19 protein-coding genes and 2 pseudogenes are annotated in these 24091 nt (G+C 37.0%); 20 read left to right on the top strand and 1 reads right to left on the bottom strand.

The genetic code is table 11. The features are described from left to right. Window positions 1-149 precede the first annotated feature (149 nt). The 4 genes and pseudogenes from AB3H90_RS01805 to AB3H90_RS01790 form a co-directional block, all read left to right on the top strand. Window positions 150-1019, top strand: coding sequence for a carbohydrate ABC transporter permease (locus AB3H90_RS01805; RefSeq protein ID WP_010719005.1), 870 nt, complete (start codon window positions 150-152; stop codon window positions 1017-1019). Beyond that, window positions 1016-1897: a carbohydrate ABC transporter permease gene (locus tag AB3H90_RS01800; RefSeq protein WP_207432020.1), complete on the top strand. Its 882-nt coding sequence runs from the start codon at window positions 1016-1018 to the stop codon at window positions 1895-1897. The genes AB3H90_RS01805 and AB3H90_RS01800 overlap by 4 nt, the downstream gene beginning before the upstream one ends. Window positions 1898-2193: 296 nt before the next feature. Continuing rightward, entirely contained in the window at window positions 2194-4416 is a 2223-nt protein-coding gene (locus tag AB3H90_RS01795; RefSeq protein ID WP_368016050.1) for a putative mucin/carbohydrate-binding domain-containing protein, read from the top strand. A gap of 747 nt (window positions 4417-5163) precedes the next feature. Next, window positions 5164-6276 (top strand): annotated as a pseudogene (locus AB3H90_RS01790) (alpha/beta hydrolase); the annotation flags it as partial. 267 nt (window positions 6277-6543) lie between these two features. On the opposite strand, the gene AB3H90_RS01785 reads toward AB3H90_RS01790, so the two are convergent. Continuing rightward, window positions 6544-7719, bottom strand: a complete 1176-nt coding sequence (locus tag AB3H90_RS01785; protein ID WP_161651752.1) for a helix-turn-helix transcriptional regulator — start codon at window positions 7717-7719, stop codon at window positions 6544-6546. A gap of 158 nt (window positions 7720-7877) precedes the next feature. On the opposite strand from AB3H90_RS01785, the gene AB3H90_RS01780 reads away from it, so the two are divergent. The 16 genes and pseudogenes from AB3H90_RS01780 (at window position 7878) to AB3H90_RS01705 (ending at window position 23869) form a co-directional block, all read left to right on the top strand. Next, window positions 7878-10085: a glycoside hydrolase family 3 N-terminal domain-containing protein gene (locus AB3H90_RS01780; RefSeq protein ID WP_368016049.1), complete on the top strand. Its 2208-nt coding sequence runs from the start codon at window positions 7878-7880 to the stop codon at window positions 10083-10085. 10 nt (window positions 10086-10095) lie between these two features. After that, window positions 10096-11448: pseudogene (locus tag AB3H90_RS01775) on the top strand (PTS sugar transporter subunit IIC). 13 nt (window positions 11449-11461) lie between these two features. Continuing rightward, the gene (locus AB3H90_RS01770) at window positions 11462-12349 is read left to right on the top strand and encodes an ROK family protein (protein ID WP_094940134.1); all 888 of its coding nucleotides are present in this window, start codon (window positions 11462-11464) and stop codon (window positions 12347-12349) included. Beyond that, the gene (locus AB3H90_RS01765; protein ID WP_368016048.1) at window positions 12339-13691 is read left to right on the top strand and encodes a glycoside hydrolase family 1 protein; all 1353 of its coding nucleotides are present in this window, start codon (window positions 12339-12341) and stop codon (window positions 13689-13691) included. Before AB3H90_RS01770 ends, AB3H90_RS01765 begins: the two co-directional genes overlap by 11 nt. A 4-nt stretch (window positions 13692-13695) precedes the next feature. After that, window positions 13696-14670, top strand: a complete 975-nt coding sequence (locus tag AB3H90_RS01760; RefSeq protein ID WP_368016046.1) for an alpha/beta hydrolase — start codon at window positions 13696-13698, stop codon at window positions 14668-14670. Beyond that, window positions 14671-16371 (top strand): DUF4091 domain-containing protein, encoded by a 1701-nt coding sequence (locus AB3H90_RS01755; protein WP_368016045.1) that lies wholly within the window; start codon window positions 14671-14673, stop codon window positions 16369-16371. It abuts the gene before it with no gap. A gap of 352 nt (window positions 16372-16723) precedes the next feature. Further along, window positions 16724-17407 carry a DUF1538 domain-containing protein gene (locus AB3H90_RS01750; RefSeq protein ID WP_034698192.1) on the top strand — a complete coding sequence of 228 codons (684 nt, stop codon included), beginning with the start codon at window positions 16724-16726 and terminating at the stop codon, window positions 17405-17407. After that, on the top strand, window positions 17404-18177 hold the full coding sequence (locus AB3H90_RS01745; RefSeq protein WP_010719018.1) for a DUF1538 domain-containing protein: 774 nt from the start codon (window positions 17404-17406) through the stop codon (window positions 18175-18177). The genes AB3H90_RS01750 and AB3H90_RS01745 overlap by 4 nt, the downstream gene beginning before the upstream one ends. Beyond that, window positions 18174-18551, top strand: coding sequence for a P-II family nitrogen regulator (locus AB3H90_RS01740; protein WP_010719019.1), 378 nt, complete (start codon window positions 18174-18176; stop codon window positions 18549-18551). The genes AB3H90_RS01745 and AB3H90_RS01740 overlap by 4 nt, the downstream gene beginning before the upstream one ends. A 134-nt stretch (window positions 18552-18685) precedes the next feature. Continuing rightward, window positions 18686-19357: a hypothetical protein gene (locus AB3H90_RS01735; protein WP_010737691.1), complete on the top strand. Its 672-nt coding sequence runs from the start codon at window positions 18686-18688 to the stop codon at window positions 19355-19357. Window positions 19358-19411: 54 nt separating this feature from the next. Beyond that, window positions 19412-19849 (top strand): hypothetical protein, encoded by a 438-nt coding sequence (locus AB3H90_RS01730; protein WP_010719021.1) that lies wholly within the window; start codon window positions 19412-19414, stop codon window positions 19847-19849. A 9-nt stretch (window positions 19850-19858) separates the two neighbouring features. Next, window positions 19859-20527 (top strand): 2,3-diphosphoglycerate-dependent phosphoglycerate mutase, encoded by a 669-nt coding sequence (locus AB3H90_RS01725; protein WP_010719022.1) that lies wholly within the window; start codon window positions 19859-19861, stop codon window positions 20525-20527. A 54-nt stretch (window positions 20528-20581) separates the two neighbouring features. After that, window positions 20582-21205 carry an HAD-IA family hydrolase gene (locus AB3H90_RS01720; protein WP_368016122.1) on the top strand — a complete coding sequence of 208 codons (624 nt, stop codon included), beginning with the start codon at window positions 20582-20584 and terminating at the stop codon, window positions 21203-21205. A 50-nt stretch (window positions 21206-21255) separates the two neighbouring features. Next, a complete protein-coding gene (locus AB3H90_RS01715) occupies window positions 21256-21651 on the top strand; it encodes a DUF1149 family protein (protein ID WP_010719024.1) in 396 nt (131 codons plus the stop codon). A 215-nt stretch (window positions 21652-21866) separates the two neighbouring features. Then, window positions 21867-23258, top strand: a complete 1392-nt coding sequence (locus AB3H90_RS01710; RefSeq protein ID WP_010719025.1) for an L-cystine transporter — start codon at window positions 21867-21869, stop codon at window positions 23256-23258. Between the two features lie 239 nt (window positions 23259-23497). Further along, entirely contained in the window at window positions 23498-23869 is a 372-nt protein-coding gene (locus tag AB3H90_RS01705) for a VOC family protein (RefSeq protein WP_010719026.1), read from the top strand. Window positions 23870-24091: the final 222 nt, after the last annotated feature.

The following is a 24091-nucleotide window of genomic DNA, read 5'->3' as shown; positions in this document are numbered from 1 at the left end:
TCTATTAAAAATAGTTTCAATCAATACCGTAGAATTTTCGTGAGGACGCTGTCAATTACTCAGACAATTAGTTGAGAGGGAGGATTTGTGAGACGATCCTTAAATGACAGATAAAACGAAGATGAACGTAACGAAAGTGAGCAAAGCAGATGAAACAAAAAGATTTTTTCAAGAACGGAAATGCGTTTCTTGTTTTACCAGTTCTGATGATCTCGATCATGGTGTTTATTCCAATGATTTTAGCGCTGATCACTTCATTTCAAAGTGGTCCTCCAGTTAATATGAGTTTTAATGGTTTGGGGAATTATCAACGCATGTTGAATGATGCGACCTTCAAAAAGGCTTTTTTTAACACCTTTTTATATTTATTGGTACAAGTACCGATTATGTTGTTTTTAGCTTTATTTGTCTCTAATTTATTAAATGATAAAAAGCTTAAAATGAAAGGATTCTTCCGGACAGCGATTTTTTTACCTTGTATCACATCCATGGTTAGCTATTCGCTTATTATGAAAAGCTTGTTTTCTCAATCGGGATTAGTGAATAATTTTTTGATGACGATCGGCTTGATCGATATGCCAATTGGCTGGCTGACTCATCCAGTTTGGGCGAAAGTATTAATCATCATTTCGATTACATGGCGTTGGACAGGTTATAACATGATTTTCTTTTTATCAGGAATGCAAAATATTGATCCGGCAATTTATGAAGCAGCAGAAATCGATGGCGCATCTAAGTGGCAACAATTGATCAAAGTCACGATTCCTAACTTAAAACCAATTATTTTGTTTACGTCAATCACATCAACGATCGGTACGTTGCAACTCTTTGATGAAGTACAAAATATTACGGGTGGTGGACCAGCAAATGCAACAACTACGCTATCTCAGTATATTTACAATTTAAGTTATAAATTTACACCGAATTTTGGTTATGCTGCGGCGGTTTCATTTGTGATCGTAGTCTTTATTGTACTGTTATCAATCATTCAAACGAAAGTCGGAGGTGAAAAAGCGTGATAGATCAAGCAGAAAACAAAGTACTTCTTAAAGAGAAGGAAAAAAAAGCGACTAAAACATTCGATTGGTTAGCTGTTTTTAAATATGCCTCTTTGAGCGTGATTTCATTTATTTCGATTTTTCCTTTTGTTTGGATGATCTTAGGAATGACGAATACACCTATCGATATTACTGCCGGAAAATTAAAGATCGGTAGCCATTTAGTTGTCAACTTCCAGAATCTTTTTTCAAATGACTTAAACTTTGCACGCTCATTGTGGAATTCAGCTTTGATCGCTATTGTAACAACGGTCTTAGCTTTGTTGATTTCATCTATGGCTGGTTATGGGTTTGAGATCTATAAAAGTCGAAAAAAAGAACGATTATTTACGATTTTGCTTTTATCGATGATGGTTCCTTTTGCTGCGTTGATGATTCCTTTGTACCGCATGTTTTCTAATTTAAACGGAACGATCTTAGGGATTAATAGCTTCTTAGTCGTCATTTTGCCTTCAGTAAGTACAGCTTTTTTGATCTTCTTCTTTCGACAAAACGTTAAAGCGTTTCCTAAAGATTTAGTAGAAGCTGCACGTTTAGATGGATTAAAAGAATTAAGTATATTTTTCCGTGTCTACCTACCCACTGCTAAAAATACGTATGCAGCTGCTGCAATCATTACTTTTATGAGTAGCTGGAATAACTATCTTTGGCCTTTAGTTGCATTACAATCACCAGATAAGCGTACGGTCCCATTAGTTTTATCTGCCATGGGAGCCTCTTATACACCAGATTACGGAATGATTATGGCCGGGCTTGTGATTGCAACATTACCAACAGCTATCGTGTTCTTTGTTTTACAAAAACAATTTGTTCAAGGAATGATCGGTTCTGTCAAGTAAACGCGACTCGATGATAAAATTAGTTTGGTATAAACTTTAAATGTATAGGAAAAGCTGTCCCACTAAGGGAGAGCTTTTTTTCTTTTTAGATAACGATTAATATTAAAAAATATATTTATGGTTAATTATTTAAATAACTGTAATTATTATAGGTTGTTAGGATAAAAATTTATAAATATTATATTGTTGCTATTTATTTAGTTGTTATTTATAATTAAATTGTACAAAAAATAACGTTTTCTTAATGAGTGAATAATTATTTTTTGTTCATAAAATAATTTTAAGGAGTGAGGTAAATGAAAAAATATGCGGTTAGTCTGTTGTTGTTTGTGTTTGGTATCTTTGTACTTTCAGCCAATGTTGGGGCGCAAGAAGTCACGTCAAAAGAGATTTTTAGTATTCCGGAGCCGACGTGGATCTTCAACTCAGGGATGAGTAAAGGGAAAAACCATGATCGTCAGGATCTAGGTTTTATCTTAAGCGAAAATATCGAATTGAGAATGAGACAGACAAATGCTCATTTCAAGAATAAGTTAAAATTGCGACTACTAGGAAACGATAAAAAGAATGAAAAAAGTATCGAAGTTGGATCAAATTGGGTAAGTATACGTGCAGATGAGCCCTTGGTTCCATTTGTTGATACACCGTACGGAGAAGGATCAGCACAGATCGAATACGAAGTGGTGACTTCCAAAGAAATGAAAGCGTTACCTGTTTATGGATATCATGGGAATGAGACCATGTTTTTTTCAATGTGGGATACGGAGGATGCAGAGTATGCGCTAATTCAAGGAGTAGATTTCCAATTACTCGTACCCAAATTGGACAAAGAACTAGTGAGAAACTTAAAAGATTTTCCATCAATTGATGCGTTGATTGAGTATCATCACGGTATTTTTGCTTTATTTAACGGTATCGCTGGTTTTGATGGTTCCGCACCAGAAAATCAGAACGGCGCGAATCGTTACTTTTTAAAGGCTGATGATTCTGGCGCAGGTGCTGCTTATTATGGGGGTGATTGGACAGCTAATAGTGAACCTACGACAGATATGTGGTTGAAAGAACTAAGTTGGGCAACATTACATGAAATTGCTCACGGTTATCAAGCTGGTTTTGATGGGCAAGATATGTATACTGGCGAAGTGTCAAATAATTTATTTGGGGTCCAATATCAGTATGAAAAATATGGAAAAAAAGCAGATGACATCGGTTGGTTGTTTAATTTAGGTAAAAAAGAAGAAGTCGAAAACAAGCTATATGATAAGTTGATCCGTGATGGAGACACTTACCATGATGTCGATGTGCGTGAACAACTGATTTTATTAACGATGTTCAAACAAAAAGCTGGAAATGACTCCTTCACTAAGATATATCAGGAATACCGTAAAATGGCTAATCAGAGTGATTTCAAAGATTGGGAATATACATTACCCAATTTAATGAATCGTATCTACAGTGAAAATAGTAAGCAGGATTTTTCTGCTGCCTTAAAAAAACGTGGGTTGTATCTTGATGAATTTCAAGCAGAAAAAAATCGTGTGGCAGGTTATCCAGCTGTGGCTTCATTGGCAGATATTGTCTCTGAAAATGAGTTGGTGCGTGCACGTCAATTGATTGACCCAAACTATTTGATCAATTCTAATTTTGAATTGGTTACTAACGAAGAAATCGCCTCTCTAGGGTTGGTTGGTGATTTGACCATTGAAATTCTTCCTAGCGATTTGAGTAACTTTGAAGGGCTCACAGTTGAATTAAAAGATGGAGCAACTATTATAGCGAGTCAACCAGTAAAACAAAAAATGACATTTAAAAATATTCCTAATGGGGTCTATCATTTAGAATTTTCTGGTGAACAAATGAAGTATTATTTACCAAGCGAAAATTATGTTTATGTAAAGGAAACCCAAAACCATGCTTCTCTTTCATTAATCAAAGCTGACATCAGTAAGTTAGCCGATGAAGATCTTATCTTTTATGGCTTTAATGATCAATGGTCAGGTTCATTAAGAACGAATTTAAATTCAAGAGAAGCAACACTTACCTTAAATATGCCAAAACCTCATTATTTATTTAAAGATGAACTTTATGTAAAAGTGACTATCAAATCTCATGATGGCAAAATTAGGTATGAAAAATCGATTAATGGAGACATACCTGAACGATTCACCGATGACCATTTGTTGCTTGAGATAGGAGATAGCATAGAAATCTACCATGCAGAAGCAAGAAATCGTTTGAAAGGTCCAGAAAATCTTATTGATCGTGGACAAAATACTAACCACTGGCTAGTTACGGAACATGGGTTAAAACACCTTGGATTAAACAATAATCCAGAAAAAGATCTTATGAAAAAAATTGAAAAATTAGGGAATTCATTAGTAAAAGCTGAGGGTATTACACCGATGGCGTGGAAAGATCAATGGCTAAAAAACAATTATGGACAGCCATACAATCTCTATCTCCAAAAGATACAGAACATTATATGTCCCAATATTATGTTTTGTTTAAATAGCATATGATGAGCAGGCAAGATGAGCAGTCAAAATTATCGAATTGATCGTCTTTAGCAAAAAACTTAGCACCTTAGAGGTTGAGACGAAAGTGTTAACTATCAAGTACCAAAAGAATACCGAAAATTGCCAAGAAACACAAACGCTAGTTTTTTCTGTCGATTGTTATCTACTTTGTGCTTCTCCAATTTTTGATTAATTTCGGCTTATCTTTCAAAAATGCTGCTTTTATCTCGTCGTGAACAAGAGCTCTTTAAACACCGTTTATTCATTTTTAGATATAATAGAAGATACTGGGACAAAAAAGTTGTCTCAGTATCTTCTTTTGTTTTATCACAAGCGTTTGGTTTTAGTGGTGTAATACAAATAAGACCAGTATAAAATATTAGCTAAATGGCTATGCTAGTATAAATGACCTGAATGATCCTAAGATTTACTCAAGAATTTTTTAAAAGAGCTTCTTTTATATAACAAACACTTCTTTTTTGATATAAAAATGGTTACGCTTTCATTAGAATAGAAATATCAAATAAAGGAGTGAGTAGAATGAAAAATAAATGTTGCATGATTACTTTGGCTTCTATTTTATTGTTAGGATGTGCTACACCAAGTATCGTTTACGGAAAGGAACAAGAGGGACTATTGGCAAGAACAAGCCTTACATCTGTTTCTCAATCCCTCAACAAAGGAAACGAGGGGCAAGTAAAAACAACAACACTTGGATTATCTGACGATGAGCAAGCGATCATTCAAGCAATCGGTAAAGGCAAGAATTTCAAGGGAAAACTTTATTTAAATTATATCCGAGATAAAATAACTGAAGTTTTCAAAGAGTATAATGGAGATATTTTTAAACTTCTAAGTGAATTCTCTTCGTTGATATCAGACCAAATTTCAGAAGTGAATGTAAAAGAACGCTTTGATGTTAGTCCAGAAGTAATCAAACGTTTGATTACAATCAGTGCGATGTATGACATTGCTTTTGCAAAAGACAGTTGTTTTATGAGCTTGCTTGGTGCAGCGAATGATGGAACGGCACCTGCTGAGCCTACAGGTTTTTATCCTAATACCACTCAATTAGAAGGAACGACCGTAAATAAGCAAGATGGAAAATTAATGACGTTGAAATCTTATTATGTGGATCAAAAATCAGATGTAACGGTGATGATTCATGGTGGTTTTCGAGGAAATTGGAATTTAGGGACAGTAACGGATGAGTATAATATCTTTTACAATGCGGGCTATAATTTATTATTTGTAGACCCTCGTGCCACTGGAAACAGTGGGGGCGATTATGTCACTTATGGACAATATGAGTCAGATGATGTGCTCTATTGGATCAATCGAGAAGTAGGAACTAAGCCGACTCAAAAGATTTTACTTTATGGTGGCTCAATGGGGGCTGCAACTATGATGTCAACATTAGCTAAGGATATCCCAGCAAACGTAAAAGGAATCATCGAGAATTGCGGATTTAAATCAATTGATGAACAACTTAGATACACCTACAAAAATACCGTAGCGCCTTTATTAGGTTCAATATTTGGGGAAGAATTTGACATTGTAGCAGACGAAGAACATGAAGATCTATATATGGGATTGTTGAAAGAGTATTACTTTGACCAAGAATTAAAAATGAATGTGAATAAAAATCTACCTGAAATTGGTATGGCCACAACGATCCCCAAATTGATCATTCACGGAGATGCTGATCAAGTAGTTCCTCATGAAAATGCGGATGAACTCTATGATCTTTCCGGGGGCTATAAAGTCAAGTTGATTATAGCAGGAGCTGGACATGGGGAAGCCCAATCAGTTGATCCCGTAGCGTATCAAACATATGTCACTAATTTTCTAAATTATCTTTTTGGAAGTCAAAGACGCTAAGAAAAAATGATTGATCTTTCTGAGAAACGCGACGAAGTTTGACACGATCGAGAGAGTAGCGCCACGCATAATTAGGTTGATGAAATAAGCCGAAGAATCTAAAATCATTTCCTTGATTTTAGTGTTCTTCGGCTTGTTTTTACTACATTTACTCAAACCAAAAGCAGTTAAAAATACATACATGAAAGTATTGAACCTATCTGATCACGATCAAGATAAATGGAGAACGACTTAGTAGTTAAGGCATTTTCAGACTAATGAATGGGCATAGTGGATACTTTTGTATTCTTTTGGGGTACAGCCGGCGACCTTTTTGAACACTTGAATAAAATGACTTTGACTAGAATAAGCAAGCAAGTGACTGATTTCATCGTAAGAATGATCTGTAAACAATAACAAATGTTTTGCTTCGGTTATCTTTTTTTCTTGAATGTATCCGTGAATGGTAATCCCCATTTCTTTTTTGAAGTGGCTGCAAATATGTGCTTTATGTTTTTCAGTGATGGCAGCTAACTCGTCGACGGTGATGCGTTCGTATAAATGATTATCAATGTGGTTGACAATCGTTTTTACTAACATGGATTTTTGAGCTAAAGGAAAATTATGAAGAAGTTCCATAAAACGGAAGGTTGCTTCTTTCATATATTGCAGACATTCTTTGACTGAGTGGATATAAATCAGTCCCTGAATCAAAGAGTCGGACAGACCGAAGGCTTGATTGATCGGTACACCTTCTTCAATACTCATTCTGGTAACGATGGCTACGAACGAGGCAAATTTAAGTTTCAATCCTTCCAATTCAAAGGGGGATAAAGAGACTTTATAGGTTTCTTTCATTTTATTAAAGACCCAAATGACTTTTTCAGGTTCGTTTCGTTTGATGTAATCTAGATAGCGTAATTCAAAATGATACGAATCGAAGGTTTCTTTGTGGATCCGTCGATCATAAAGATTATTTTCCAGGCTGTAATCAGTGGATCGATTTTTTTTATTTTTTTCTTGTTGAAAGTACCAAATAAATTCTTCCTTTTTGGTTGGCCGCTGAGTCAGAATCGTGTGTAATAGTTGGATATATTCTTCAAATGAATACTTGTCTTCTTTGGAATAATGAATATTATAATGGTACTCATGTCCCATAAAAAAACAAGAGGTTTCTTTTGAACCGATAATACCGCAAGGGCCAATGATCATCTGATATTCCTTTTGATCAGATTTAAAACAAAAATAGCCGTATAAATAGGATGTTGTATGGTAAAGCTGGATCTGCTCTGTTTTTTTAAATGGAAAATAGGTACTGATCGTGATTGGTAAGTCTTCTAAATTTTTTGGATGGATGAGATATCCGTTTTCATCAAATAATAGCATCGGAATCAGATATTTTCGGTACAATAAATCCATAGTTATTTTAATCGTATCGGTAGTCATAATATAAATACTCCTTGTGACGAATTCTTTCTTTTTATTTTACACGAATAAATTTTATATAGCGCGAATATTTTGGTATAAATGCTAATTTTTTTATATAAAATTCGTTTTTTATTCTTTATAATCTGTTCTATAAAGCGGTTACAAAGGAGGCGCCGATGGAAACAGATCAGTTACAATCTTTGTTTGATCGATTATCTGTTCAGGAAAAAATCGCACAAACGATCCAACTGAATGGAAGTATTCTATCAGAAAATGATGTGATGAATACTGGGCCAATGGAAGAATTAGGATTACCTCAAGAGTTAGACGTATTTGAGATTGGCTCTATTTATAATATCAACGATCATCAAAAATTAAAAGAACTACAAACAAAAGTTTTAGCAAAAAGTAAACACAAGATACCCATGTTGTTTATGTCAGATGTCATCTATGGGTTTCGGACAATTTTCCCCATACCTCTAGCTCAAGCTGGTTCTTACGATTTTGAGCTAATTCAACAAGCAGCTAAGTTAACAGCAGAAGAAAGTTATTTAAATGGCTTACATGTCTTGTTTTCACCGATGTTAGATTTAGCGCGTGATCCACGTTGGGGGCGAGTTATGGAATCTCCAGGCGAAGATGTTTATACGGCGAAAGAGTTTGCAAAAAGTATCGTCAATGGTTATCAGGGAGAGAGTGAGACAAAAATTCCAGAAAAACATATAGCTGCATGTCTGAAGCACTTTGCAGCTTATGGAGCACCGGAAGCAGGACGAGAATATCAAGCGGTAGATATGTCCCATCAACGGCTTTTCAATGAATATCTACAGCCTTATCAAGCAGCAATTGAAGCAAAATGTGAATTAGTAATGACTGCTTTTAATTTATTGAATGGAGTTCCTGCAACTGGAAATGAATGGTTGAATCGAGAGATTTTACGTTCTCGCTTTGGTTTTGATGGCGTATTAGTTTCAGACTATGCAGCAATCAAAGAACTGATTCCTCACGGGTATGCCAAAGACGAAATAGATGCAGCCAAAAAGGCACTTATTGCAGGTGTTGATTTAGACATGATGACTTCGATTTATGCCAATCACCTGTCTGAATTAGTACAAGAGCCACGATTTATGCAACTTCTCGATGAAGCGGTGTGGCGTATTTTAATGCTCAAAAATAAATTGGGCTTATTTGAAAATCCTTATCGTGGCTTGGAAGAAGTGAATACTGGAGAAATCTTAACCGAAAAAGCTAAAGAAGCAGCAGTCGAGTTGGTTGAAAAAAGTTGTGTTCTTTTAAAAAATAATGACACACTTCCATTAGTACCAAATCAAAAAATTGCTGTGATCGGTCCATACGGCGAAAGTCCTCTCACTTTAGGTTTTTGGGCTTCAGTCAGCGGAAAGCCACAAGATACGGTTACTTTGAAGGAAGGATTGAGTCGCCATTTTGCGACAGATCACTTAATGTTTGCTAAAGGATACAATTTATTCGATTCTTATGATGGGTTTGGACCTCTGAAAAAAGGAATGGAATTATTGAATGGGCCAATTGCAGAAGAGGAATCATTAATGGAAGAAGCTTACCAGATTTCTCAAAAAGCTGATGTGATTGTATTAACATTTGGCGAACAATTTCTGGAAAGTGGTGAAGGAGCTTCTAAAGCTCACTTACAGATTTCACAAAAACAACAACGTCTGATCAAAAAATTACATGAATTAAATAAACCAATTGTAGGCGTAATATACACCGGTCGGCCGCTAGTCTTAACGGATGTAGAAAAATATTTCGATAGTTTATTACTTGTCTGGTTTCCTGGAACGATGGGTGGGATCGGAATCGCTAATTTACTTGCTGGTAAAGTCAGTCCTTCTGCTCGTCTATCGATGACGTTTCCTAGAAGTGAAGGACAACTACCGATTTATTATGCTCAGACCTCCACAGGCAGACCAATCTCAACAAGCAATCATTCTGAGCGTTTTGTCTCAAAATATATCGATGAATCCAATGATCCGCTATTCAAATTTGGAACGGGAATGAGTTACGCCTCATTCGAAAGTCAATTACTGAGAAGTGAGCAAAAAGACCAATTTATTGAGATCAATTATTTAGTGAAAAATCGATCGGATGTTTCAGCAGAAATTGTGACACATGTTTATCTTCATCAAGAATATGCTTCGATTGTCCAACCGGAAAAACGATTGGTCAGCAGTCAGCGAATCTATTTAGAAGCAAATCAAGAAAAGCAAGCAAGAATCACTATTCCAATTTCTGACTTAGCTATCTTTGATAATAATGGAAATAGTTGGATAGAAGAAGGTGTCTACCATTTTTATTTAAATGTCGACGGGTTAGAAAGTGTTACCACATGGGAATATAAACAATAGGGGGATTACGATGGAAAAATTAGAAGCGTTTTTAGGAAATAAGTTATTACCATTATCGCAAAAATTACAACAAAATAAAGTGTTAGCTGCTTTGATGGAAGGGTTTATTCGTACGAGTCCAATCACTTTGGGGATTGCGCTGATTACGATCGTAGGGAACTTCCCAATTCCTGGTTGGATCGATTATTTGACTTCATTAGGTATTTACCCACATGTAGAAGCTATTACAAATGGTGCAACTGGAGTATTTTCATTGTATGTCGTTTATAGTCTGGCTTTTTCTTATGCAAAACAACTGGGGACGAATGAGCGAAACGCAGCAATTATTTCTTTAGCTAGTTTTGTGATGTTGATGCCTCAAACTGTCGCAACAATGGCTATGCAAAATGGAGAGGCTGTAGACTCTACGATTGCAGCATTACGCTTAGATTTCTTAGGCGGACAAGGCTTGTTTATTGGAATGATCGTTGCGTTAGTGGTTACTCAACTTTATGCTTATCTATCGAAAAAAAATATTGTGCTTAAATTACCAGATAGCGTACCTCCGATGGTTACGCAATCATTGGCACCGGTCTTTGTTGTAACAATCATCTTTGTCCTTGTATTTATTCTGCGTATCTTATTTGGTTTGACAAAATCTGGCTCGATTTTTCAATTCTTTATCGATGTGATCAATGCACCGCTTAACGCGTTGGTTGCTAGTCCATTATCAATTATTATTATCATGGAAGTATTAGCTGTCCTTTAGTTCTTTGGGATTCACAATGCAGTTTTACAAGGACCATTAGGAGCAATCAGTATGACGATGGTTGTCTCAAATATCGCAGCTTTCCAAAAAAATGAAGCTTTGCCTTACTTGATTCCTTCTGTGATCTACATGGGAATGTACGCTGCAGGCTTCATGGGATTTGTGACGTTCTTTATGATTCGTAGTAAATCTGCCAAAATGAAACAACTTGGGAAATTATCCGTGATTCCTGCCATTTTCAACATTACGGAACCCTTGATGTTTGGTATGCCGATTATTTTAAACCCATTGTTTTTCATTCCACAAGTCTTTACACAGTTGATCGCAGGCTTTGTGACGTGGGGATTAACCACAACCATTTTACCGATTTCATTGAACCCAATGATAAGTTTATTGCCTTGGACGACACCAACTTTTGTTAAGATGCCACTTTCTGGTGGGATAAATTATACAATCTTGATGGTTATTTGCATGGGTATCGGGATCTTGATGTGGTATCCATTTATCAAGATTGCTGACAAAAAAGAGTATGAATTAGAATTAAAAGCAGAAGCCGAAGCTAAGGAAGCAAAAGAAAAGATGGCTGGTGTGATTGCAGAAGAAGTTCAAGCATAATGGAGGAGAGCAAATGGTCGTTTTAGGGATTGATATTGGAGGGACGATGATCAAGACCGCTCTGATTTCTCAGAATGAAGTTTCTTTTAAAAAGCGTTTTCCAACACCTTCAGACAAAGAGCAATTTCAACGATTATTATCACAAATGATTCGTGACTATCAAGAAATCCAATCATTCCATAAAATTGCTTTTTCAGTACCTGGATCGGTTGATCAGTCTGGAACAGTTCGCTTCGGCGGTGCTGTTCCTTATCTGGATCAACTCCAATTGCAATCGTTTTTAGAGTTGGAGAATTTCGAAGTGTTCGTTGAAAATGATGCCAAAGCTGCTACTTCCTGTGAAATGAAATATGGCAATTTAAAAGGGATCCAACAAGGCGCAGCGATTATTTTGGGAACTGGAGTTGGCATGGGCATTTGTATCAATGGACAGCTTTATAAAGGAACGCACATGCAAGCCGGTGAAATTAGCTTTATGATCCGTGATCGTCAGATTACTGGTCAAGACTCGTTTGTAGGTATGGGACTGTCGGCTGTTTGGTTGATCAAACAATTAGCTGAATTATTAAAAGTAGACGACGAGGGCGAACAGGTCTTTGCTGCCTTAAAAGACAGTGAGAATGAGTCAGCCAAAGCTTTATTTCATGATTATTGTAAACAGGTTGCTTTTCTTTGTTTCAATGTTCAAACGCTGCTAGATGTTGAAAAGATCGTCATTGGTGGAGGAATCAGTCAACAAGAATATTTGATCCAGACGATTCAACAAGCTTATCGAGAGCTGTTTACAGTAGCGCCAATCATCAAAAAAACATTACAACCAATGACGATTGAAGCAGCAAAATTTCAAGCAGACGCCAATTTAATTGGTGCGGCCATAAAGGAGAATGAAGATGAAAAATAAATTTCCAACAGATTTTTTATGGGGAGCTTCTACCAGTGCTTATCAAGTAGAAGGCGCTTGGAATGAAGAGGGGAAAGAACCATCTGTTCAGGATATCAAGTCTATCCCAGAAGGAACGACTGATTTTAAAGTTGCCTCTGACCACTACCATCGATTGGAAGAAGATGTCCGTTTATTTAAAGAGTTAGGACTAAAAGCTTATCGTTTTTCGATTTCATGGAGTCGTGTAATGCCTAATGGAAAAGTGAATCCAGCTGGTATTGCTTTTTACAAACGTTTGATTGAGTTATTGAAAGAAAATGATATCCAACCAATCGTAACTGTTTTCCATTTTGATTTGCCTGCGTCCATTGCCGAAAAAGGTGGTTGGGAAAATAGAGAAACGATTCAAACTTTTGCGGATTATTGTCAGGTATTATTTGACCATTTTGGGCAAGATGTTCCACTTTGGCAAACAATCAATGAACAAAATGTCATGGCATTGGCTGGTTCTGTAATTGGGACAAGTAATAAAAGTATGAAAGAAAACCATCATATGTTAGTCGCACAAGCCCTCGTGACCAGTAATTACCACAAAGGAAATTATAACGGCAAAATTGGACCAGCACCTAACATCGCCAGTGTGTATCCTGCTTCAGATAAACCAGAGGATCAGATGGCCGCTTTATATATGAGTGCGCTTAGAAATTGGCTCTTTTTAGATGTTGCTGTTTTTGGGAAGTACAATCATAATGCTTGGCATTTATTAGAGAAGATTGGTGCGGAACCAGTGATTACTGCAGAAGATCAAACGATTTTAGCAGAAGGAACAGGAGACTACATTGCTTTTAACTACTATAATACAATGACCGTCTCCAGTTATTTTGCCAAAGAACAAAAAATAGATCAGCAATCCGGTTTTGGGATTCCAGGATTCTTTCAAACAGTCGAAAATCCACATTTACCAATGACGGAATTTGGCTGGCCTATTGATCCAGAAGGGTTTCGTTTTACTTTAAATGAAATTTATTCTCGCTATCGCTTACCACTCTTGGTGACAGAAAATGGGATCGGTGCATCAGAACAACTCATTGACGGGAAAATCCATGATGATTATCGGATTGATTATTTACATCAACACATCCAGCAAATGGCTTTAGCGATTGAAGATGGCGTTGAGGTGATCGGTTATTGCCCATGGAGTGCGATTGATTTGATCAGTACTCATGAAGGAATCAATAAAAGGTACGGATTTATCTATGTCAATCGGACCGATGAAGAGTTACTCGATTTAGCACGGTATAAAAAGGATAGCTTTTATTGGTATCAACAAGTGATTGAGGAAAATGGCTTAGGAGAATGAAGCAATGAGAACAAAAGAAATGATTTTTGATCGCAAGGCAAATACCGGTCTCAAGCTTTACTTACAAGAAGAATTGTTTGAATCGCAGCCAATCGAAAAACGTCCGTTTATTTTAGTGATTCCTGGGGGTGGGTATTCTTTTTGTAGTGAAAGAGAAGGGGAACCGATCGCATTAAGCTTTCTGTCAAAGGGCTATCATGCAGGTGTTTTACATTATCATGTAGGAGAACATCGTCATTTTCAAAAAGCATTGTCTGATGGACAAAAAGCAATGGAATTACTTCAAGAATGTGCGGAAGAATGGCAGATTGATCGTCATAAGATTGCGGTCATTGGCTTTTCAGCAGGTGGGCATTTAGCAGCAGCCATGTCGACAATGTTAGCGACTAAACCCGCTCTATGTTTATTAGGTTATCCAGCTATCCTCTCTTCTTTTTCAGAGGTCATGGGTATTTCTGCTCCTTCTTTGGAAGAATGCGTGACGAGTGATACGCCGCCGACGTTTTTATTCTCCACATTTGAAGATTCGATCGTTCCTATCGAAAATTCCTTACTATATTTACGTGCGTTAGAAGAAAATGATGTTCCTTTTGAATCACATATTTTTCAAAAAGGACCTCATGGACTTTCTTTGGCAACTAAGTGGTACCGCACATCTGATGAAGTGACAGACGAACGTTTTGCTCGCTGGTTTCCATTTGCGATGGAATGGATGGAATCACAGTGGGAACAACAAGAAAAAGGCAACGAATTTTCGACCAGAGAGATCATCGACATACCGATTTTTCAACTCGTAAAAGAGGCAGAAAATCAGCAAGTTCTCCAACGATTTTTCCCTAGCTGGCAAGATCCTAGTCGTTTCAAATTGGTAAAAAGACTTAATTTAAAGCAATTACGGCGAATGATTCCAGATCAAATGACGAATGAACGATTTGAACAATTGATCGATGGATTGAATCGACCAAAGGAGGAGCATTGAATGCAAGCTTACCTTGTCCATGAAAGTTATAAAGCGACCAATCGTCTGACGGCTGAACAGCCTCAGGAACTTACGGAGTTAACTTTTTATAAGAACAGTAAAAATGCTTGTCAGTTACTACTTCATGACGGGCGAAAAAACCATTTCGTACTATCGGATGAATTTTCGATACCAGATGCTATTGAGATACCGATTTATCGTATCGCTATCGAATCCTCGTTACCAGTAAAAGCTCAATTTATTGACTATTATTTAGGCAACGAAGATATATTGTATGCTGATAAGTTGTTAGAACAAACAGTGAAAACTTATTCAGGCGATCGTTATGCGCCAATTTATCTGGAATTTCCTTTGGATACTGAAATCAAGTCTGGCAGCTATTCACTAGAAATAACAGTTTACCGTTCATATTTGACAGCCGGTGACGAAGAAGTAGTGACGAAAAAATTAATGATTGACGTTTCAGATTATTGTTTTCCAGATAACGTGACTCAGAAATTTAATTTGGACATCTGGCAACAACCGTCTAATTTAGCGAGAAGTTTTCAAGTCCCACTTTGGAGTGAGACTCATTTCCGATTGATTCGCGAAATGGCTGCCAGTTTAGCAGCTATTGGGCAAAAAGCGGTAACGGTGATCGCAGGCGAGATCCCTTGGAAAGGTTGGTTCAATTATATCGTCAAAGACTATCCAGCGAATCTCTATGAGTATTCAATGATCAAAGTCAAGAAGGATCTCAAAGGAGAATTGACGTGTGATTTCACCATTTTAGATCGCTATCTTCAAACAATGGCAGAAGCAGGTATCGATCAAGAAATCAACGTCTTTGGTTTGTTAGGTGTGTGGCAAGTACCATTCTTCCCATTGATCCAACAGTTAGATTACCCTGAAAAAATTGTGGTTCGCTATTTTGATGAAGCCTTGCAAAAGATCGGATTCATCGAAAACAAAAATGAATTGAAGTCCTATTTCAACCAATTATTTGAGCATTTCAAAGAGATTGGGGTATGGGATAAAGTCAGGATTATCTCTGATGAGCCGAAGATTCACGAAATAGACACCTTTAAAGCTTCATTAGCAGAATTAAAGTCAGTGGATACTAGTGTTCAGATAAAAGTCGCTTTTGATAAAGAAAACGTCTTGGAACAATTGTTGCCAGATGTCGATTTTCCGGTCACTTCTTTTTATTGTACGTGCAACCATTATCAGCGGTTAACACAAAGCCATCCAGGAAAGACACAATATTATATTTGTAATTATCCTGATCGTCCGAATACCTTTTTACACAGCTCATTACTAGAGACTCGTATCCAAGGAATTTTAGCGCATTGCTTCAAAACAGATGGTATGCTGCGTTGGGCATATAATTGCTGGCCAGAAAATGTGCGAGAAGATATCCGCTATAATACTAGTTCGTTACCGATCGGTGATACTTGTCTCATTTATCCTAGCTATTCTGGACAGCTATTGTTGTCTTTACGTTACAAACAATTGCAAAGAGGAATTGAAGATTTTTACCTGGTCAAAGAAGCAGTGAAAAAGAATCCGATTGTCACACAACAATTGTTAGATGCGTTTCTAGGCAGCAGCGAACCAAAAGAATGGATGCAAGATAGCCACACAAGCAACCAACGTTTGTTTAATCAACAGGCAGACGAATACGAAGCATTTCGAAAACACTTGATTGCTTCCTTGTCTTAGAGTTGAGTACTTATTTTGTGATTACTTTTTCAGGGTGAAACAAAAAGGGCGCAAAGCTCCAGATGTTTTTTGAGTACCTTGCTAAACAGTAGACCTTCCTTTTCAGAATCAAACCCCAAAAATTGAAAGGCTCGTATGGTTTTTCATTCTTGATTTTGAAGTAGCAGGGTTGCTTATAACATAAAGAGAAGCCAAAGGAGCCGAAACCAAGTTTGATTTTCGCTCAATTTGGCTTCTTTTTACGGTAATGTCATATTTGAGTATTTTTTTATTGAAAAAAATAACAGCGTTTACCTGTTCTGCTCGTAACTTGTGAAGGAATCAGGTAAAATAGAGTAAAGGAGGAGGATATATGCTAAAAAATTTAAAAGAAGTTGTTATCGCCATTTTTCCAATGACACTTTTAATTGTTATTTTAACTTTTATTTTCGCACCGCTTGACTCAGATGAAATGATTTCTTTTTTGTTTGGGGCAGGGATTATGATGATTGGCATGACACTATTTTTATTTGGCGCCGATTATTCGATGATGGAAGTCGGGCGATTAGTGGGAAAATATATGATCAAAAAGAAAAGTCTCACAATCCTCATTGCTTTAGGATTTATGATTGGAATTGTAATCACGATCGCAGAACCTTCCGTTCAAGTGTTGGGACAACAAGTCAATCAGATTTCTGAAGGAAAGATTGGCCGAGTGTTGTTAATTGGAATTGTAAGCGTTGGCACAGGTGTCTTTTTAGCGTTTGCTCTTTTACGGGTTGTCTTCAAATTATCTTATTATCAATTGATGGCGATTGGTTATGTTGGTGTATTAGTCGCTTCATTTTTTACAAGTAATGAATTTATGCCGATTGCTTTTGATTCTGGAGGCGTTACGACTGGACCGATTACCGTTCCTTTTATTCTAGCATTAGCTGGCGGACTGACTAGTATGATTCGTCAAGAAACGAGTGCCAATGATAGCTTTGGGATGGTTGGGATTGCATCTTTAGGTCCAATTCTGGCAGTAATGATTTTAGGGGTGATTTTTCAATGAAGATAGTCCAAGAATTATTCTCGGGGATAGAAATCATTTCCTATGAGGTGTTAATCGCCATATCGCCGATCATACTATTATTCTTAGTCATGAACTTCCTGAGCTTTCAGATGAGTAAAGAACGCTTCTGGGCTATTATCAAGGGCTTTTTGATCACTACTGTCGGATTGATCTTATTCCTGCATGGTGTCGATCTGGCTTACGTTCCTGTTGGACAACATCTAGGTAGTGTACTTGCTAGTTTAGAACATAATCAGCTTTTGATACCTTTAGGGTTCTTGATGGGGTTTTTAGTTGGTTTCGCAGAACCAGCGATCCACGTCATGGTTAAACAAGTGGAAGAATTGAGTGAGGGAAGAATCAAAGCAAAAATCATGTTAGCAGTCATCTCTATTGGGATTGGCTTAGCAGTTGGGTTATCTATGTGGCGTTTATTAGTTGGGTTTTCTCTCTACTATTTTTTGATTCCAGGATATGGCTTAGCTTTCATTTTAGGACGCAAGGTTGATAAAATTTTTCTTGCTATGGCATTTGATAACGGAGGGGTAGCGACTGGCCCCATGTGTTCCACGTTCATTTTATCGATGTGTGTGGCAATCGCCACGCAAATTGAAGGAAGAGATCCGATTATTGATGGATTTGGAGTAGTGGCTATGATTGCATTGACGCCTATATTATCGACATTGGTTCTAGGCTATATCTACAAAAGGAAAGATGAAAAAGATAAACAAGCCAAACACAAATTACAACAGTTGGAGGGAAAAAAATGAAAGATCCTGTAGCGTTGAATCTGAATATGATCGTCACGATTGTTGATGGGGGGATGGGGTACGAAGTGATTAAGTTTTCAAAAACCGCCGGAGCAGCTGGAGGTACGATACTCCATGGGCGTGGATCAGGGATTCATGATTCTAGTAATTTTTTAGGTCTGGAAATCTCACCTGAAAAAGATATTGTGTTAACCCTCGTACCTGATAGTTTAACCAATCAAGTCATGGAGACGATTGGTCAGGGAATCAACATCGATGTTCCAGGCAATGGTATCTGTTTTAGTATTGATGTCGATAAAGTCATTGGGATCACTAAAATCCACCAATATCGGGAAGTGATCGAGATGAAAGAATTGATGGAAAAAGAGGAGTGAACCTACAATCGCTCAGGTGGTTTCATTGTTTTAAGGAGAATTTGATGAATTACTAAATTTTTATGAAACCCTCCTCTTTTACCAGACAACTTTTTAAAAATATGCTATGTTAAAAATGATAAAGGGGGAGAAAAATGAATTTTTTAGTGGTGCTAAAGGATCAAGTCATCAACCGTTCGACCTTTCTTTATGTTCAGTTAAACAAGGGGAAAACTTTGTTGCATTTTTCGCCAGAGTTTCATTTAGAAGGTCAAACACTAGGAGAAATCTATCAATCAGAAGGGTTAACTGCACTTTTGCTCTTTTTTAATAGAGAACTTGATTTACCTGTGAAAGATTATCTTGAGCTTTCATTGACAAGTTGGGATCAGGCAGTAACAGAGCTATTTCCAAATGGCTTGATAATCAAGGAGAACGGCCAGTTGATACAGTTAACGGTCAGTGAACTTCAAAGACAAATGCGTTATAAAATTGATGAGAAAGATTCGTTTTCAATTTTTCAACGGCAACAAAAAATCTTAAAAAGTTTTTTAAGTGAAATTGGTAAAAAACGCCATTTATTAAAGACAACTCAATTATTAAAAAAATATCCTGATTTAGTTCATACATCGATTCAATTAACACAATTCTTAACGCTGATTCGCCGATTTGTTCGCTTGAAGGAAGTGCCTTCTAGAAAACTCACGTTACCGTTAGCGGATACATTTCGTGTCGTCCAAAGAGCGCAGGAAAAGAAAGTCATCGTGATTGACTTTATGAAGAATCGGAATGCACTTCATCAATTAACAATGGAAAAAGCGAATTAAAGCTTTTTCTTTTTGCTTTTTTTTGCCATAATAAGAGCAGCAGGAGGAGTTACGATGGCACAAATTTGGTTAAGACGCTTGATTGAATACAAAAGAAAATACAACCAAGTGATGCAAGGACGTTATGCAACATTTGATTCGTTGAACCGAGTATTGTTGATTCTGGCACTATTCTTTCGTCTGTTTCAATTTTTACTTCCTTTTTCAATCGGTTATTTCTTATTTTGGGGATTACTCGGTCTGATCGTATTTCGATTGTTATCGAAGAAAATCTATGTAAGAATAAATGAAAATCGGAAATTCATCGAAAAATCGAATCAAATAAAATTATGGTTTTCTCAGTTGAGAAAGCCAAAAAATTCAAAGAAAGTGATGGAGTACACGTTTTTTTCTTGTCCTACTTGTCACCAAAAGCAAAGAGCGCCACGAGGTAAAGGACGAATTCGAGTGACTTGTAAAAAATGCGGTACCCAATTTGAAACGAAAGTCTAGGTGAAGAGGATGAAGTTAGTCTTATTACGACATGGTGAAAGTGAAGCCAATTTTCAAAATTATTGGACTGGCTGGTTAGATGTTGCGCTAACTGAAAAGGGGATGCAACAAGCAACGGAAGCTGGACGAAAAATGAATGAGCAAGGATTGGTTTTTGATATCGTTTATACATCTGTACTAAAAAGAGCAATCAAAACGTCACAGTTAGCTTTAGAAGAAATGAATCAATTGTATCTTCCCGTCCAAAAAACTTGGCGGTTAAATGAACGACATTATGGGGCATTAGTTGGTAAAAATAAAACGGAGATGAAAAAAGAATATGGCGAAGAACAAGTCAAAAAATGGCGTCGTGGCTATCGAGAAGTTCCGCCACTCGTATCAGAAAACCATTTTGATCGACGCTATGATTCTTTAGATCCACGTTTGCTCTCCCATGGTGAAAGCTTAGAGATGACAGTTGAGCGCGTGGTTCCTTTATGGCAAGATGAACTTGCACCACACTTATTAGCTGGTAAAAATGTCTTAGTGGTTGGACATGGGAATAGCTTACGTGCGTTAACGAAATACTTAGAAGATGTACCAGAAAATCAGTTGGATACGATTGATATCCCGAATGCGCAACCGATCCAATACACTTTAAATAAAGAGTTAGAAATCCTCGGAAAAGAATTGTTATAAGAGGGACATGTTTTGTGGGAATATGAATAGATCTAAAGGAAAGAAGTTACGATGATAAAAAATTATGTTTGGGATTTTGATGGAACATTATTTGATACTTATCCAGCCATGGTCGATGGAGCGCTTCAAGCAATGGCTGCGTTAGGTATCTTAGCGGATCAAGAAACGATTTATCCGATCATGAAGAAATTTTCCACCCGTCAACTAATCAAAGAATACCAATTACCAGAAGAACAATTTACACCCTTGTTTCATCGTTATGAAGCAGCGAGTCAGAAAATTCCCAAGCCTTTTGCAGGCACCCAAGAAGTGTTACGATTATTGAAAAGCCAAGGGGCAGAGCATTTTATTTTGACCCACCGACTCTCAAACTCGACTTGGGAATTGCTTGAGCAGTTTGATCTAGCTGATTTAATTGAAGAAGTCATTGGGATTGATCGGAATTTTCCTCGTAAGCCAGCGCCCGACTCATTAAATGATTTGATCCAAAGACATCAATTGAAAAAGTCGGAAACGATCATGATTGGTGATCGTCGTTTAGATATAGAAGCTGGTAAGAACGCAGGAGTCTTGACTTGTTTGTATGATATTGATCATTTTTTACAAGATATTCCTGCCGATTATGTTGTAGATAATCTCTTAAAAATCCTTGATATCAAGGAGAAAGCAATAAAATAGTATCCTCTTTCAAAGTGAGGTATGTTATAATTTGAATAAGGAGTGATCAAATGGAAATCAAAAGACAAAAAGAAGTAGTAGAGGCATTTCACTATGATTTTAAAAGGCCTGATCAAGAAGTTGAAACAGATTTAAAAGTAGGATTTTCTCCTCTAAAAGAGACGATTGAGAACTATCCGAAAGAACACAGTATCGTAGGGGCACGTTTAGAATTTCGCTTAGTCTTTGATACATATGTTTTATCAGGAAGCGTGAGTCAAATTAACCATATCCTTAATCGAAAGATTGAAGGACAAAATGATGTCACACAAGAAGAAGTGGATGAGCTAGTTGCGCCATTATTTGACATCGTCAAACGAATGGCCTATGAAATAACTGAGATTGCATTGGATCAACCAGGCGTGAAACTAAATTTTCAATCTGAAAAAGAAGAAAACGAAGCATAAAACGTGCTTAAAACCAGTAGTGATAGTCAAAGGCTATCACTACTGGTTTTTTTCTATTACTAATTGTAAGCAAAACGAATGTATTTTTTACATAAATAGTCTAGAATAAACGAGTCGCTGAAAAAAATATTTTCAGGAAAATGATTGAAGAATCATTTTCGGGAACCTTTACTTCCTTAGATGGACTTGTCATTAAAAATTAGAGGAGGAGTAAAATGACAACACTCATCACAGTTTTAGTGGTTCTAGTTTTTGCGGTATTATTATATGTTTTCTATCGCATGCAAAAGCGCCATGCAAAATTTTCAACAAGGGTTTATACAGCTCTAGCTATCGGAATCGTATTTGGTGGCTTATTACAATTGATTTTTGGAGTAGATAACCAAGTCATCAGTCAATCAATGGAATGGATCAATATCGTAGGTGAAGGCTATGTCGGCTTCTTACAAATGCTGATTATGCCATTAGTATTCGTCTCGATCGTTGGCGCATTTACAAAAATGAAAGTTTCTGAAAAATTAGGTAAAATCAGTGCAACAGTATTAACCTCACTGCTTGCAACAACAGCAATTGCTGCATTGATTGGAATCGGTACAACCATATTATTTGGTCTTCAAGGAGCGAAGTTTACCGAGGGCGCAGCAGAAACAGCTCGAATCTCGGAATTAGCCACTCGCCAAGAGAGTATCCAAGGATTAACGATTCCGCAACAAATATTATCATTCATCCCTAAAAATGTTTTTGCTGATCTAGCTGGTACACGTGCAACAAGTACGATCGGTGTTGTGATTTTTGCTGCATTTGTCGGGATTGCTTATCTAGGAGTCAAAAGAAAAGCACCGAAAGAAGCAGAATTTTTTGCCAATTTGATTGATAGTTTATATAAAATCGTTATGCGTATCGTTACCTTAGTTTTACGTTTGACTCCATATGGCGTCTTTGCGTTGATGACGAATGTGATGGCTACTAGTGATTTTGTTGCCATTATCAATTTAGGAAAATTCGTACTTGCTTCGTATGTTGCTTTACTAGCAGTCTTGATTGTTCATTCATTGATCTTGCTTTCAGTGAAAGTCAATCCGTTTGACTACTTTAAAAAAGCTTTTCCAGTATTGAGCTTTGCTTTTACTTCACGTTCAAGTGCAGGGGCATTGCCATTGAATATCGAAACACAGACCAAAGCGTTAGGTGTGGATGAAGCAACAGCGAATTTTTCAGCCAGCTTTGGTTTATCAATTGGGCAAAACGGCTGTGCAGGTGTGTATCCAGCGATGCTAGCCACGATCGTTGCTCCAGCTGCTGGAATTGATGTTTTTAGTATTGGCTTTATCTTGATGTTAGTTGCAATCGTCACGATCAGCTCATTTGGTGTAGCCGGTGTTGGTGGCGGCGCAACGTTTGCTTCATTGATCGTCTTAGGGGCGATGAATTTGCCAGTTGCCATCGTTGGCTTAGTTATCTCAGTAGAACCATTGATTGATATGGCTCGAACAGCAACGAACGTCAGTGGCAGTATGGTTGCCGGGATTGTCACAAGTGCTAGAATTAAGGACTTGGATCGTGAAGCAATCAAAGATGATTCAAAAGTCATTGATGTCAATGCTTAGTTATAAGCCAAAAACAGATTTCGTCTTTGAGACGGGATCTGTTTTTTTTATAGGCGATTGATACAGGGAATCTATTTTATTCCGAAAAGTGAAAACGAGATTCCATCCACTCCAAAAACTATGACAATAAGGGCAAGTATAAGAGTATAAAGATGGAGTGAAGATAGCTTTTCCGATCTCCGTATGCTAAAATAGTTAAGCTTATGACTTCTAAAACGAAGAAATGTAGGAGGATTTACATGTTTACCAATGAAATGAAAATCATGTTATATGTTGATGATGTGAAAAAAAACGTTGATTTTTGGACTGCGGTTGGATTCAAAGAATTAGATCGTCAAGAAATGGATGGCACACTGGTTGTAGAAATCGCCCAATCAGAGAAAGCGACTACTTCACTTGTCTTATACGATCGGGAATTCATTGAACAACATTCCCCAGAAGTTGCTGGAAGTTCCCCATCCTTGATGTTTTATAGCGATGATATTTTTGATTTATATAAGAAAATGCAAGCACAAGGTACGGTATTAGGCGAATTAGTCCAGTTAGGTGAAGAATACGTATTTAATTTTGCCGATCCTGATGGTAATTATTTTGCAGTAACAGGGAAATAAAGAAATGATTTGAAGGTAGTCTTCAGACACTCATTCTACTAGTAGTTAAACAGGTCATGTTTAGCGACTAGTAGAGTGGGTGTTTTTCACTTGGTAGAACCTAGTTTATGTAAATGGTCATTCCATCGTTGAGGTCATCTTATTCCATCTTTTACGTAGTAAAGTTTGCCTAAATTAAAAAACGATAATTATATTATGTTAACTGAAAAGTTTGAACATAAA

Origin of the sequence: Enterococcus sp. C63 (assembly GCF_040887215.1) — a bacterium.
Classification (GTDB): domain Bacteria; phylum Bacillota; class Bacilli; order Lactobacillales; family Enterococcaceae; genus Enterococcus_B; species Enterococcus_B hirae.
This window is presented reverse-complemented; position numbering and strand designations above follow the sequence as displayed.

Bases quoted from the DNA above. Each gene is read 5' to 3' on its own strand.
- AB3H90_RS01805 (WP_010719005.1), top strand. From the start codon at position 150: ATGAAACAAAAAGATTTTTTCAAGAACGGAAATGCGTTTCTTGTTTTA.
- AB3H90_RS01795 (WP_368016050.1), top strand. From the start codon at position 2,194: ATGAAAAAATATGCGGTTAGTCTGTTGTTGTTTGTGTTTGGTATCTTT.
- AB3H90_RS01785 (WP_161651752.1), bottom strand. From the start codon at position 7,719: ATGACTACCGATACGATTAAAATAACTATGGATTTATTGTACCGAAAA.
- AB3H90_RS01780 (WP_368016049.1), top strand. From the start codon at position 7,878: ATGGAAACAGATCAGTTACAATCTTTGTTTGATCGATTATCTGTTCAG.
- AB3H90_RS01770 (WP_094940134.1), top strand. From the start codon at position 11,462: ATGGTCGTTTTAGGGATTGATATTGGAGGGACGATGATCAAGACCGCT.
- AB3H90_RS01765 (WP_368016048.1), top strand. From the start codon at position 12,339: ATGAAAAATAAATTTCCAACAGATTTTTTATGGGGAGCTTCTACCAGT.
- AB3H90_RS01760 (WP_368016046.1), top strand. From the start codon at position 13,696: ATGAGAACAAAAGAAATGATTTTTGATCGCAAGGCAAATACCGGTCTC.
- AB3H90_RS01755 (WP_368016045.1), top strand. From the start codon at position 14,671: ATGCAAGCTTACCTTGTCCATGAAAGTTATAAAGCGACCAATCGTCTG.
- AB3H90_RS01750 (WP_034698192.1), top strand. From the start codon at position 16,724: ATGCTAAAAAATTTAAAAGAAGTTGTTATCGCCATTTTTCCAATGACA.
- AB3H90_RS01745 (WP_010719018.1), top strand. From the start codon at position 17,404: ATGAAGATAGTCCAAGAATTATTCTCGGGGATAGAAATCATTTCCTAT.
- AB3H90_RS01740 (WP_010719019.1), top strand. From the start codon at position 18,174: ATGAAAGATCCTGTAGCGTTGAATCTGAATATGATCGTCACGATTGTT.
- AB3H90_RS01735 (WP_010737691.1), top strand. From the start codon at position 18,686: ATGAATTTTTTAGTGGTGCTAAAGGATCAAGTCATCAACCGTTCGACC.
- AB3H90_RS01730 (WP_010719021.1), top strand. From the start codon at position 19,412: ATGGCACAAATTTGGTTAAGACGCTTGATTGAATACAAAAGAAAATAC.
- AB3H90_RS01725 (WP_010719022.1), top strand. From the start codon at position 19,859: ATGAAGTTAGTCTTATTACGACATGGTGAAAGTGAAGCCAATTTTCAA.
- AB3H90_RS01715 (WP_010719024.1), top strand. From the start codon at position 21,256: ATGGAAATCAAAAGACAAAAAGAAGTAGTAGAGGCATTTCACTATGAT.
- AB3H90_RS01710 (WP_010719025.1), top strand. From the start codon at position 21,867: ATGACAACACTCATCACAGTTTTAGTGGTTCTAGTTTTTGCGGTATTA.
- AB3H90_RS01705 (WP_010719026.1), top strand. From the start codon at position 23,498: ATGTTTACCAATGAAATGAAAATCATGTTATATGTTGATGATGTGAAA.